The following is a 13,317-nucleotide window of genomic DNA, read 5'->3' on the forward strand; positions in this document are numbered from 1 at the left end:
AGTTTGTTGTGGCCTCGTCCGCTTAGCGCTTGCCCTGGGCGGATTTTGCGTGACATTGACCGCATTGATGACCGGCGATTTGAGGGGGAACATGTCCGGACCGGCTCGGCCGTCTTTTGGGACAGCACAGGTGGAACGGAACGGACGGCTGCTCTCGGGGCTGCTGTCGGTTGCGCTTCTTCTTACCGTGCCGCTGGTCGGCGGTTGTGGGTCCTTCGGAGGCTTTGACTCCCTTGGCTCGGGCGGGGGGCCGCTGGGCAAGTGGTTCGGCAAAAAGGACGAGGTCCCGCCGCTCAACACCGATCCCGCCGAAGTTATCTACGGCCAGGCCGATCAGATGGCCGACCAAGGCAAGTTCAAGGAAGCCGCCCGGCAATACGAAGAAGTCGATATCGCTCATCCCTATTCGCGGGAGGCGCGGCGGGCCATCATCATGGCCTCCTACTCCTATTACCGCGCCGGCCAGTACGACGATGCCATCGCCTCGGCCGACCGCTATCTGACGCTGCATCCGGGTACAGAGGAAGCGGCCTTCGCCCAGGACATTATCGCGAAGTCCTATTACGACCGGATTCTCGATCCCAAGCGGGATCAGACCTTTGCGCGGCGGTCGTTGGCCGCATATGAAAAGCTGGTGCAGCGCTACCCGTCGTCGGAGTATGCCGCCGAGGCTGCGAACCGCATCCGAATCCTGCAGGATCTGATCGCCGCGAGCGAGATGCAGGTCGGGCGTTACTATCTGCGGCGGAGCAACTATCTTGCGGCGATCAATCGCTTCAAGACGGTGGTGACCGAGTACCAGACCACCGAGCAAGTCGAAGAGGCCTTGATGCGGCTGACCGAGGCCTATATGGCGTTAGGTATTGTCAATGAGGCCCAGACGGCGGCCGCCGTGCTTGGCCACAACTTCCCGGACAGTAAGTGGTACAAGCACGCTTACAAACTCCTAGGACAGCGCGGTCTCGAACCCCAGCAGTATCAGGGGTCGTGGATCACCCGGGCTTGGAAGACCCGAAGCTGGACCGGCGCCGGGCAAACCTAATAGGCCACCGGTGTTAGCCGCCCTGTCGATCCGTGACATCGTTCTGATCGACAAGCTCGATCTCGAGTTCGGCGAGGGCCTATCCGCGCTGACCGGCGAGACGGGCGCCGGAAAATCCATCCTCCTCGATGCCTTGTCGCTCGCCTTGGGCGGGCGTGGCGATGCGTCTCTGGTCCGGCGTGGGGCCGAACAGGGGCAGGTGACCGCCAGCTTCGAGCTCGCGCCCGAGCATCCCGTGTTTGCTCTTCTGTCGGAGAACGGAATCGCGATCGAGGACTCCGTGCTTATCCTTCGGCGGCTTCAGGGCAACGATGGCCGCAGCCGCGCCTTCATCAACGACATGAGCGTCAGCGTGCAGCTCTTGCGGGAGGTGGGCCGCGCGCTTGTCGAGATCCACGGCCAGCATGACGAGCGCGCGCTGATCGATCCGAGTGGCCATCGCGATCTCGTCGACGCTTTCGGCGGGTTGGAGCGCGACGCCGCCAAAGTCGCCGCCTGCTACGAGGCTTGGGCGGACGCCGACGCCGCAAGATTACGCCATGAAAGCGAAGTGGCCGCGGCCCGCGCCAACGCGGACTATCTGGCGCACGCCCTTGAGGAGTTGCAGAAGCTCGCGCCGGAAGCCGGAGAAGAAGAGATACTGTCTTCCCGCCGGCAGCTCATGATGAACGCCGAGAAGATCGCCGCCGAACTCGACGAGGCCATGGACGCGTTGCAGGGGGAGGGGACGGCGGGTGCTAGGCTCGCCTCCGCGCTGCGGCGGATCGAGCGTCAGGCAGCGACGGCGGGAGCCGATGCGAGCTCGCCCTTTGCTGCCGTGGCGGACGCGCTTGAGCGGGTGTTGAGCGAGACGGAGAATGCGCGGGGGCGGATCGAGGAAGCCCTCGCCGCCACCGCCTTCGAGCCCGGCGACCTGGAGCGGACCGAAGAGCGGCTGTTTGCATTGCGGGCGCTAGCCCGCAAGCATCGGGTCCAGGTGGATGCCCTGCCCGCGCTCCAGGAGAAGCTTGAGGCCGATCTGGCGGCGATCACCACGAGTGAGTCCAAGGCGGCGGAGCTCGCCAAGGCTGCAGAGCAGGCGCGGGCAGCCTACGAACAGGCGGCACTGGCCTTGAGCAAGGCCCGCGCCAAGGCCGCCAAGAAGCTGGACAAGGACGTTGCGGGCGAACTCCCCCCGCTGAAGCTGGAAAAAGCGCGCTTCGTGACCAAGGTCGACACGGTGGGTATCGAAGAAGGCGGGCCCTCGGGCGTCGATCGCATCGCCTTCTTCGTGGCGGCCAATCCCGGCACGGATCCGGGGCCGATGATGAAGGTCGCGTCCGGCGGCGAACTGGCGCGGTTTATCCTGGCGCTGAAAGTCGTGCTGGCCTCGCGCGGTTCCGCCCCCACGCTCATCTTCGACGAGGTCGAGTCCGGTGTCGGCGGCGCGACCGCGGCCGCGGTCGGCGAACGGCTCGCGGGGCTCGGCGAGCGCGTCCAGGTTCTGGCGGTGACCCATGCGCCCCAGGTGGCGGCGCTGGCGCGCGGGCATCTGCGGATCGCCAAGGAAGCGGTGCCGACAGCCAAGGGTGAGGCCATGACCACGCGCGTCGCCGTGCTCAAAGACGAGGAGCGGCGGGAGGAAGTCGCCCGCATGCTGGCCGGCCAGACCATCACGGACGAAGCGCGCGCCGCCGCCGACCGTTTGATGCGCAAGTCGGCGTGAGGCGCGAAGACATGGCCAAGAAGACCGCGACGAAGCCCACGAAGAAGTCCGCGACGCAGGACGAACTTGCCGAAAAGCCGGTCGAGGAGCTGACCGAAGACGAGGCGGCCAGCGAACTGGCGCGGCTTGCAGCCGAGATCGCCCATCACGATGCGCTATATTACCAGAAGGACGATCCGGAAGTTTCCGATGCGGACTACGATGCCCTGCGCCTCCGTAACGAGGCCATCGAAGCGCGGTTTCCCGGCCTCATCCGCGAAGACAGTCCGGCAAAGCGAGTCGGCGCCGCGCCGGCCGACGGCTTTGCCAAGGTCACCCATGCGGTGCCGATGCTGTCGCTCGGCAACGTGTTCGACGATGACGGCGTACGCGAGTTCGTGGATCGCATCCGGCGGTTCCTCGGCCTCGATGCGGACGTGGCGTTGGCCTTCACCACCGAGCCCAAGATCGACGGTTTGTCGATTGGGCTGCGCTACGAAGGCGGCCGCTTGGTGCAGGCGGCCACGCGAGGCGATGGTTATGTGGGCGAGAACGTCACGGCCAACGTCCTGACCATCGGTGATATCCCCAAGCAGGTCAAAGCGCGCGACTTCCCCGATCCGTTCGAAGTGCGGGGCGAAATCTACATGAGCCACAGCGCATTCGCCGCGCTGAATGCGGAGCAGGAAAAGGCGGGGGCCAAGATCTTCGCCAATCCGCGCAACGCCGCGGCCGGGTCGTTGCGTCAGCTGGATTCCAGCGTGACGGCGTCGCGGCCCCTCCAGTTCTTCGCCTACGCCTGGGGCGAGGCTGCGAGCCTGCCGGCCGACACCCAATGGGGCGTCTACGAGGCCTTCGCCAAATGGGGCTTTCCGCTCAATCCGCTGGCGACGCTCACGGACTCGCTCGACGAGATGCTCGGCATCTATCGCGAAATCGAGGAGGGCAGGGCCGGCCTCGACTACGATATCGACGGCGTCGTCTACAAGCTCGACCGGCTCGACCTGCAGCAACGTCTCGGCTTCGTTTCGCGCTCGCCGCGCTGGGCCATTGCGCACAAGTTTCCGGCCCAAAAGGCCACCACCATCCTGCGCGACATCGAGATCCAGGTGGGCCGCACCGGCGCACTGACCCCCGTCGCCAAGCTGGAGCCGGTGACGGTTGGCGGCGTCGTGGTCCAGAACGCCACGCTGCACAACGAAGACGAGATCGCGCGCAAAGACGTCCGCATCGGCGACACGGTAATCCTGCAGCGGGCGGGCGACGTGATCCCGCAAATTCTCGGGCCCGTTCTCGACAAACGGCCCAAGAGCGCCAAGCCCTTCAAGTTTCCGACTGTGTGCCCCGCCTGCGGCAGCCACGCTGTGCGGGAGATCAATCCCAACACGGGGAAGGAAGACGCGGTGCGCCGCTGTACAGGCGGCTTGATCTGCCCCGCGCAGCGCGTCGAAAGGCTGAAGCACTTCGTCTCGCGCAATGCGTTCGACATCGAGGGACTGGGCGAGAAGAACATTCAGGCGTTCTACGATGAGGGCCTCATTCAATCGCCGCCGGACATTTTTACACTGGCAGCCCGCGACGCCAAGGCAGAGGAGAAGCTCGAGAGCCGCGAAGGCTGGGGGCCGACCTCCGCGCAAAAACTGTTCGATGCCATCGCGGCGCGGCGCAACGTGTCCCTCGACCGGTTCATCTACGCGCTCGGCATCCGCCACGTCGGCGAGATCACGGGCCGGCTGCTTGCGCGCAGCTACGGCACAATCGACAACTTCCTTAAGGCCATGGGCGAAGCTGCCAAGGACCGCGACGGCGACGCCTTCAAGGATCTCGATAATATCGACGGCATCGGCCCGACGGCCGCATCCGCCATCGCCGACTTCTTCGGCGAGCCGCACAACACCGAAGTAATCCACGACCTGCTCGAGGAGGTGAAGCCGAAACCGCTCGAAGCCGTCGACAACGCCTCGGCGGTATCGGGCAAGACGGTTGTCTTCACGGGTACGCTCGAACACATGACGCGGGCGGAAGCCAAGGCCCAGGCCGAACGCCTAGGCGCCAAGGTCGCGGGCTCCGTATCGAAAAACACCGACTATGTGGTGGCGGGTCCGGGCGCCGGCTCGAAGCTCAAGAACGCGAAGGACCTCGGCGTGGACGTTTTGACCGAGGGCGAGTGGCTGAAGCTTATTGATCAGTAGACGGATTATATGACTTGGCCAAGCGGGAGTCCGCCTAGGAAATACCTCAAAAATACGAGTTTTGGCTAGGCGCCTAGTAGCGGGTGTCGGAGTGTTCGCTTTCAAGTGTCGTCCGCTTCAAGAACCCAAAATTCCACTGCGTGACGCATACCCGCGAGAGGCGAATGCGCTTCTTGTACGTGGAGAAGGGCATGAAGACAGGCCACACTTGAATAGTGAACGACACCAAAGATATGTCGAACATTTCTTCCGGGCATAAAAAAACCCGCTCAGCTGGGCGGGTTTTTTTGAGTTGGCATTGCCAACAAAAAAGGCCCTGATCAAAGTCAGAGCCCACGATTGGGAAGAAAGCCTTCTTCCCAGAATCTCCTCAAATTGTGCCTCAGGGTGTCAAGTTTATTGCGCAATTTCGAGTGGGATCGATACTTCGTCCACAGTCAAACAAATCTGAGATATTCCTTCGCCGCTGCAAAACAAAGTGCCAGCGAATCCAAATCAACAATCTAATTATACCATATTAGGCTCTGTGCGCTGGCCTGAGCCGGGTCCGTTAGGGAGCGCTAGCGGATCGGGGCGGTGGCGTGGCGGAGCCAGGGCCGGTCTTCGCTGGCGATCAGCGGTTCGATCTTCTCACGGACGCGCGCGTGGTAGTCGTTCAGCCAGGCAAGCTCCCAAGGCAGGAACTGCTTGGGGTCGATCAGCCGCCGGTCGAACGGCACGAGCGTCAGCGTCTCGAAGCCGAGCATCTTGCGCTCGCCGCCTTCGATCTGTTCGGCCGGTGTGACCAGGACGAGATTCTCCAGGCGAATGCCGTACTGGCCCTCGCGGTAGTACCCGGGCTCGTTGGAGAGGATCATGCCGGGCTCCAGCTCTTCGGTACCGAGCCGCGAGATGCGCTGCGGGCCTTCATGGACGGACAGGTAGCTGCCGACGCCGTGGCCAGTGCCGTGGTCGAAGTCCAGCCCCGCCGCCCATAACGGGCCGCGTGCGAACGGGTCTAGGTCCTGGCCGCGCGAGCCGGCCGGAAAGCGTGCCGCGGCGATGGCGATATGGGATCGCAGCACGAGACCGTAATGGCGCTTCATCTCCGCCGTCGGCTTGCCCACGGCGATGGTGCGCGTCACGTCCGTGGTGCCGTCCGCGTATTGACCGCCGGAGTCGATCAGGAAGAGATTGTTCTTGTCGAGCACGCGTTTCGACTCGGTCGTCGGGCGGTAATGCACCACGGCGCCGTGGGGCCCTGAGGCCGCGATCGTGTCGAAGCTGATATCCTTGAGCTGACCGGTCTCGCGCCGGAAGTCCTCGAGCTTCATCGCAGCCGAGACCTCGTCGATGCGTCCCGTTTCGGCGACCTCGTCGAGCCACGCGAGAAAGCGCGCCATGGCCGCCCCATCGCGCAAATGTGCGGCGCGCGCGCCTGCCTGTTCGGCGTCCGTCTTGATCGCCTTGGGCATGGTACAGGGATCGTCGCCCGATACGTGCTTGGCGCCGCCGGCTTGCAGCACGCTGGCAAAGCGCATCGACGCGGAGCCCGGATCTAGGCGGACCTTGGCGCCGGATTTCGCCAGCTCCGTCAGGGCCTCGTCCAGCGCCTCAGGCGCGGCGATCTCGGTGTACGGCTTCAACGCGATTCGTACGGACTCGCCGATCTTTTGCGGATCGATGAAGAGCGTCGGACGCCCTTTGGCCGGCACGATGGCATAGGCGAGGGTGACGGGCGTGTGCTTGATGTCGGCGCCGCGAATGTTGAACAGCCAGCAGATGGAGTCCGGCGCGGTCAGGAGAACGGCATCGTGTTCGGCCTCCACCAGGTCCATCTGCACCTGCATGAGCTTCTCGCCCGAGCCCTTGCCCGCGAACTCCAGAGGCTGCATGAAGATCTCGGCGCGCGGCGGGCTGGGGCGGTCCTTGCCCCAGATCTTGTCGATGGGATTGTCGTCGACGGGCGTGAGTCGAATGCCGGCGGCGCTCAACGTCTTGGTCAGCCGCTCGATCTCGCTGATCGTGTGCAGTCTCGGGTCGTAGCCAAGCCGATTGCCACGCGCGAGCTTCTCCTTCACCCATTCGGACGGCTTCGCCTTCGGGATCTGGAGGACCTCGAAAAGGTCCGTGTCGACCTGTTTCGGCGCCTGCAGGATGTAGCGTCCGTCCACGAACAGCGCCGACCCGTTCTCCGCGACCACGGCGACGCCGGCCGAGCCGGTGAAGCCGGTCAGCCAGGCCAGCCGTTCTTCGGACGGTGGCAGAAACTCGTTTTGGTGCTGATCGCTGTGGGGAACGAGGAAGCCTTTGAGCTGCCGCTGTTTCAGTTCCCGCAATAATGCCTTGACCCGCTCGCCGCTCTCCGCGGGAGCGCCGGTCTCATCGAACACTTGATACATGCGAAGCTTTGTAAGCCGAAGCGTCGCCGCCAATCAATCGAACAAAGTGCTTGCGTTGCGGCGGCCGAGAAGCAGGGCTGCCCAACCGTCGAGAAGGATTCGCTTTTCCAGGTCGAAGCCGAACGAGGCATAGCGCGCCGTGGTCGCCCAGGCCTGGTTCTCGGTGATGCCCGACAGGAGCACATAGCCCCCCGGCTGGATGCTGCGCGCCATGGCGGGGGCGAGGTCGTAGAGTGGGCGGGCGAGGATATTCGCCACGATCAGGTCAGGCGCGAGCCGTCGCAAGGTCGGGTGCGCCAGGCCCTCCGCGACGAAGGCATGAACGGACTGGCTGACGCCCGCCTTTGCCGCATTCTCCTTTGCGATCTCGACGGCAACGGGATCGTTGTCGGTGGCGACCACAGGCCGGTCGAAGGCCAAGGCCGCCGCGATGGCGAGGATCCCCGTGCCCGTGCCGATGTCCAGGACCAGATCCGGGCGTCCCCGTTTCGCGAGTTCGTCCAGCGCTAGCAAACACCCGCGCGTGGTCGCATGGTGCGCCGTGCCGAAGGCCTGGTCGGCATCGATCTCGATCGTGTAGCGGTTACGGGCGATGCGTTGCCGGTCGTGACTGCCATGGACGAGAAACCGCCCCGCGCGGACCGGCCCCCGCTGTCCCTGGCTGATCGTGACCCAATTGGCGTCGGGCACCTCTTCGATGCGCAGCGGCGATACGGCGACGCCCTCCGTGGCGCTGTCAATCAGCGACTGCAGACGGGCTTCGTCCGGTAGGCCATGGTAGAGCGCGGAGACCTCGTAGCGGCCGTCGCCAAGCTCGAAATAGCTGACGGAGAGCGCTTCCGGGTCGCCCGCATCGTCCAGGGCCTCGTCCAGCAGCTCGGCGATGCGCGCGGCACCGGGCCCGTCGGCTTCGACCGTTGCGCGATAGGTCCGAGACGATGCGTCACTCATATTTGTCTCCGTTTCGAGCGGCGGCGACCGCGTGCCAAAGTTCGTCCACGGCCGGGTCGTTGACGCCGAGCCGATCCAGGTGCGCGCGGACATTGGCGATGTAGTCGTAACTGGACCCGGCGATCCCCTCGGCCACGAGGATCATGGCTGCGCGCTCTTGCAGCGTCAGGCCGTTTTCGATCAGCCTCGGTCCGTCATAGATGTAGGTCCGCGCCGTGACCGCCTCGTCGGGCAGGCGGACGGCGATCTCGGATGCGTGGCAGGTCTCGCGTGCAGACAGATAGGCCTCGATTTCTGTCTGATGCTCGTCGGGAAACTCGAAGGCGATCCCTCTGCAGCGGTGAGCCTCTTCGTGCGCTGGTGCGAGGTTGAGGGTAAGCCCCGGCTGCGCATGCGTGCCCCAGCGTTCCAGCGACTTCTTGTTGAAGACGCGGCGATGTTCAGGGGCCACGGCATGGACGCGCTGGCGGCAGCCATAGCGCGTTTCCCATCCGTCCCACATCAAAGAGCCGTAGCCGAAGAGCCACATCGCGGCGTCACACACGCTCGACGAAACTGTCGACCACCTTCTTGCGGCCGGCCTTTTCGAAATCGACCGTTAGCTTGTTGCCGTCGATAGCGGAGACCCGTCCGTAGCCGAACTTCTGATGGAACACGCGCTGTCCCAATTCCAGCCCTGCGCCCTCCGCCGTGCTCGCGGCCACGAGCGTGCCTTCGATCGTGATCGGCTCGCGGCGCGGGGCGCCGCCCGAGCGCTGACGGTTCGCGCGCGCCCGTTGCCAGCCCGGCGTCTCGTAGTTGCCGGAAGCGAACATGTCCTCGCTGTCGAAACGGCTGGGGCCGTAGCCGCGCAGGCCGTCGTCCTCTGCCACCTGCACATGCTCGTGCGGCAGCTCGTCGATGAAACGCGAGGGCACGGCGGTTTGCCACATGCCGTAGTTGCGCCGGTTCTGCGCGAAGGTGATCTTCGCGTTCTTCCGCGCGCGGGTCAGGCCAACATGCGCAAGCCGGCGTTCTTCTTCGAGGCCGGAACGGCCCGCTTCGTCGAGACTGCGCTGGTGAGGGAGTAGGCCTTCGTCCCAGCCGGGCAGGAACACCGTGTCGAACTCGAGCCCCTTGGCCGAGTGCAGGGTCATCAGATTGACCCGGTCGGTGCCTTCCTCGGTTGCCGCGTCCATCACCAGCGACACGTGTTCCATGAAGCCCGCGAGCGTGTCGAACTCTTCCATGAAGCGAATGAGCTCTTTCAGGTTCTCAAGCCGCCCTTCGGCCTGCTGCGAGCGGTCCGCCTGCCACATGCCCGTATAGCCGGACTCGTCGAGGATCAGCTCCGCGAGCTCCGTGTGCCGCATCGTGTCGACCATGGAGCGCCAGCGGTCGAAGTCGGCGAGGAGTCCCGCCAGCGCGCGGCGCGGCTTCGGCTTCAACTCTTCTGTCTCGACGATTAGCCGTGCCGCCTGGGTGAGGGGGATCTCGTTGGCACGCGCAAGCTGATGCAGGGACTTCAGCGTCGCCTCACCGAGGCCGCGCCGCGGCACGTTGACGATGCGCTCGAACTTGAGATCGTTGGACGGGTTCAGCGTCACGTCGAGATAGGCGATGGCGTCGCGGATTTCCTGCCGCTCGTAGAACCGCGGACCGCCGATGACGCGGTAGTCCAGGCCGAGCGTGATGAAACGGTCTTCAAAGGCGCGCATCTGGAACGAGGCGCGGACCAGGATCGCGATTTCGTTCAGGGCGTGTTCGTGGCGCTGGAGCTGCTCGATGTCCTCGCCGATGACACGGGCTTCTTCCTCGTCGTCCCAGCAGCCTTGCACCACGACCTTCTCGCCGTCGTCGCCTTCCGTATGCAGGGTTTTGCCGAGCCGTCCTTGGTTGTGCGCGATCAGTCCGGACGCCGCTCCCAAAATATGCGCCGTCGAGCGATAATTGCGCTCGAGCCGGATCACCTTGGCGCCGGGAAAGTCCGTCTCGAAGCGGAGGATGTTGTCCACCTCCGCCCCGCGCCAGCCGTAGATCGATTGATCGTCGTCGCCGACGCAGCAGACGTTCTGCGGCTCGCCGTCCTCACGCTGCGCCAGCAGGCGCAGCCACAGATATTGGGCCACGTTGGTGTCTTGGTACTCGTCGACCAGCATGTAGCGGAAGCGCTGCTGGTAGCGGGCCAGCACGTCGGGGTGGTCCTGGAACAGCCGCAGGTTCTCCAGCAGGAGATCGCCGAAGTCGACCGCGTTCAAATCCTTCAGCCGCCGCTGATAGGCCGCATACAGATCGCGTCCCTTGCCGTTGGCGAAGCCGTAGCTCTCGCCGTCGGGAACCCGCTCGGACCGCAGGCCGCGGTTCTTCCACCCGTCGATCATGCTGGCGAGCACGCGTGCAGGCCAGCGCTTCTCGTCGATATTCTCCGCCGCCAAGAGCTGCTTGATCAGCCGGATCTGGTCGTCCGTGTCGAGCACGGTGAAGGAGGGCTTGAGGTCGACCAGTTCCGCGTGGCGCCGGAGGATCTTCACGCCGATTGCGTGGAAAGTGCCGAGCCAAGGCATGCCTTCGACGGCGCCGCCGATGAGCTCGCTCACACGCTGCTTCATCTCGCGTGCCGCTTTGTTGGTGAAGGTGACGGCGAGGATCTGACCGGGATGCGCGCGCCCCAGACGCAGCAGATGCGCGATGCGCGTGGTCAGTACCCGGGTCTTGCCCGTGCCGGCGCCGGCCAGAACCAGAAGTGGCCCGTCCAGCGTCTCGACGGCTTCCCGCTGTTCGGGATTGAGTGCCTCCAGATAGCGGTCGGCCCCGCGCCGCATGGCGCGCTGCGAGATCGACAGCGTCTCGGTTGGTGGTGTCTGTGGCGCCTCTTCGAACCCGTCGCCCGCAGGGGAGACCGTTTCGGCGGCGCTTCCGCGAATCTTGCCCATGGCGAGGGACTATAGCACCGCGCGCGTCTGCAACAGCCGGTGCGTATCTATGTCCACCGCGTGCGCCGCCCCGGGCAAGGCGGCTGAGCGTCGTGTGCGTACGAAATGCCACACCTACAAAATGTTGCACTGCGACACTTGCAGCCGGGAACAACCGGTGGCAAATGGGGTGTACCGCTTGTGGGCTGTGATTTGGAGGTCGGAATGCTGCGTTTTTGGAAAGCAGGCTTCGTGTTGCTTGGGTTCTCGGTGCTGTATTTCGGGGCCGTCCAAACGGCCGATGCCGGCTGCGAAATCGTAAAGGCCACCAACAGCGCGGACTCCAAGGCCGCCGCCGCAAGGGCCGCCTATGCGAACGCCCTCCAAACGGCCGAGCAGATCCGCCGCCGCCGGGGCTGGAAATACGTCTCGCTGCGGCCCCGCAAGGTGACGCCCGACCCGTTCTGGAAGGCCGTACGGCCGGTGGTGACGCCCGACATGCTGCTCAAGCCCGACGTGGTGACGTCAAAGACCTATGCGCAGTGCTGGAAGGGCGTCGTCGTGCCGTATGTCTGCACGGCGGGTGCCACGGCCTGCGGCAACTAGTCTGCCGCGCGGCACTGCGCCGAAGCCCGGCGCAGAATCCGTCCAAGAAAGCGACAACTAATCTGAATTTGTTCAGGATCTCGGTCTAGACTGGGGCCATGACGACAGTCTCGGCAGTCGATGCGCTTGGCGACCCGGCCTCTCCGGAGGCTATGGAGGCCCTTTTTGCCCGGTTTTCGACCCGTTTTGGCGACCGTTTCTCGCGCAGCGAGGCATTGCGGGAGCAGCACGCCAATACTCTGACCTGGCTGAAGGTCCAGGCCCCCGACGCGGTCCTCTTCGCCGAGACCACCGAAGAGGTTTCCGAGGCCGTGGCGGCCTGCGCGGCGGCGCGGGTGCCGGTGATCCCGTTCGGGGCCGGCAGCTCGCTCGAAGGCCATTTGAATGCGCCGTTCGGCGGGCTCTCGCTGGATCTGTCCCGCATGAACGCGATCCTCGCCGTGCACGAGAACGATCTCGACTGCGCCGTGCAGGCGGGCGTCACCCGCAAACAGCTCAACGAACACCTGCGCGATACCGGCCTATTCTTCCCCGTCGATCCGGGCGCGGATGCGAGCCTCGGCGGCATGGCCGCGACGCGGGCCTCCGGCACCAACGCGGTGCGCTACGGCACCATGCGCGACGCCGTGCTTGGCCTGACCGCCGTGCTTGCCGATGGACGGATCGTCACGACGGGCGGCCGGGCCCGGAAATCCTCGGCCGGTTACGATCTCACGCGGCTCCTGGTCGGCTCGGAGGGCACGTTGGGCGTCATCACCGAGTTGACGCTGAAGCTATTCGGCATCCCCGAGACCATTCTGGCCGGCGTCTCGACCTTCCAGACCCTGGAAGGAGCTTGCAACGCGACTATCGCGGCGCTGCAAATGGGCCTGCCTTTGGCCCGTATCGAGCTGTTGGACGAGGTTCAGGTGCGCGGCTGCAATGCCTATTCGAGACTATCGCTGCCGGAGAAATCGACCCTGTTCCTTGAGTTTCACGGAAGCGAAGCCGGCGCCCGTGAACAGGTCGAAATCTTCTCGGAGATCGCGCAGGGCGAGGGCGGCGGCGCCCTGGAATGGGCCGGGCGGCCCGAGGACCGGAGTAAGCTCTGGCAGGCGCGCCACGACGCCTACTGGGCCGCGAAGGATCTACGCCCGGGGACCGATCTAATTGCGACTGACGTGTGTGTACCAATCTCGGCACTTGCGGCGTGTGTCATGGAAACGAAGCAGGATATCGAGAGACTGGGCCTGATTGCGCCGATCGTCGGCCACGTGGGCGACGGCAATTTTCACGTGATGCCGCTGATCGACATGAACTCGGCGGACGAGATGGAACGGGCGCGGCAATTCCTGGATCGCCTGATTGAGCGGGCGCTCCGTTACGAGGGAACCTGTACCGGTGAGCATGGCGTTGGTCAGGGGAAGATACGCTATCTGGTCGCCGAGCACGGCGAGGGCGTGGACGTAATGGTTGCCATAAAAAAGGCACTCGATCCGTTGAATATCCTGAACCCTGGCAAGATTTTTGCTCCAGATTTGTAAGTGTTTCCCGCAATGGCCCTGAATGGTTTGCGGTACTATTGAGAGGA

9 protein-coding genes are annotated in these 13,317 nt (G+C 64.6%); 5 read left to right on the forward strand and 4 right to left on the reverse strand.

Features of this window, described 5'->3' with window-relative positions:
- The first annotated feature begins 91 nt into the window (after positions 1–91).
- Genes GL4_RS07645 through ligA form a run of 3 tightly spaced genes read left to right on the forward strand, consistent with a single transcriptional unit; the run spans position 92 to position 4,918 of the window.
- Entirely contained in the window at positions 92–1,042 is a 951-nt protein-coding gene (locus tag GL4_RS07645) for an outer membrane protein assembly factor BamD (RefSeq protein WP_045369727.1), read from the forward strand.
- Between the two features lie 10 nt (positions 1,043–1,052).
- Complete coding sequence (gene recN, locus GL4_RS07650; RefSeq protein WP_045366354.1) at positions 1,053–2,747, forward strand: DNA repair protein RecN; 1,695 nt, start codon at positions 1,053–1,055, stop codon at positions 2,745–2,747.
- An 11-nt stretch (positions 2,748–2,758) separates the two neighbouring features.
- A complete protein-coding gene (gene ligA, locus GL4_RS07655; RefSeq protein ID WP_045366356.1) occupies positions 2,759–4,918 on the forward strand; it encodes an NAD-dependent DNA ligase LigA in 2,160 nt (719 codons plus the stop codon).
- Between the two features lie 560 nt (positions 4,919–5,478).
- On the opposite strand, the gene GL4_RS07660 is transcribed toward ligA, so the two are convergent.
- Genes GL4_RS07660 through GL4_RS07675 form a run of 4 tightly spaced genes read right to left on the reverse strand, consistent with a single transcriptional unit; the run spans position 5,479 to position 11,162 of the window.
- Positions 5,479–7,299: an aminopeptidase P family protein gene (locus GL4_RS07660; protein WP_045366358.1), complete on the reverse strand. Its 1,821-nt coding sequence runs from the start codon at positions 7,297–7,299 to the stop codon at positions 5,479–5,481.
- 33 nt (positions 7,300–7,332) lie between these two features.
- On the reverse strand, positions 7,333–8,250 hold the full coding sequence (locus GL4_RS07665; protein ID WP_045366360.1) for a 50S ribosomal protein L11 methyltransferase: 918 nt from the start codon (positions 8,248–8,250) through the stop codon (positions 7,333–7,335).
- Entirely contained in the window at positions 8,243–8,794 is a 552-nt protein-coding gene (locus GL4_RS07670) for a gamma-glutamylcyclotransferase (protein WP_156137457.1), read from the reverse strand. Before GL4_RS07670 ends, GL4_RS07665 begins: the two co-directional genes overlap by 8 nt.
- On the reverse strand, positions 8,787–11,162 hold the full coding sequence (locus GL4_RS07675) for a UvrD-helicase domain-containing protein (RefSeq protein WP_052464225.1): 2,376 nt from the start codon (positions 11,160–11,162) through the stop codon (positions 8,787–8,789). Before GL4_RS07675 ends, GL4_RS07670 begins: the two co-directional genes overlap by 8 nt.
- Before the next feature lie 204 nt (positions 11,163–11,366).
- On the opposite strand from GL4_RS07675, the gene GL4_RS07680 reads away from it, so the two are divergent.
- Both GL4_RS07680 and GL4_RS07685 read left to right on the forward strand, forming a co-directional pair.
- Complete coding sequence (locus GL4_RS07680; RefSeq protein ID WP_045366365.1) at positions 11,367–11,747, forward strand: hypothetical protein; 381 nt, start codon at positions 11,367–11,369, stop codon at positions 11,745–11,747.
- Between the two features lie 98 nt (positions 11,748–11,845).
- Complete coding sequence (locus GL4_RS07685; RefSeq protein WP_045366368.1) at positions 11,846–13,270, forward strand: FAD-binding oxidoreductase; 1,425 nt, start codon at positions 11,846–11,848, stop codon at positions 13,268–13,270.
- Positions 13,271–13,317: the final 47 nt, after the last annotated feature.

It is taken from the genome of Methyloceanibacter caenitepidi, assembly GCF_000828475.1.
In the GTDB taxonomy this organism is placed as follows: Bacteria; Pseudomonadota; Alphaproteobacteria; order Rhizobiales; family Methyloligellaceae; genus Methyloceanibacter; species Methyloceanibacter caenitepidi.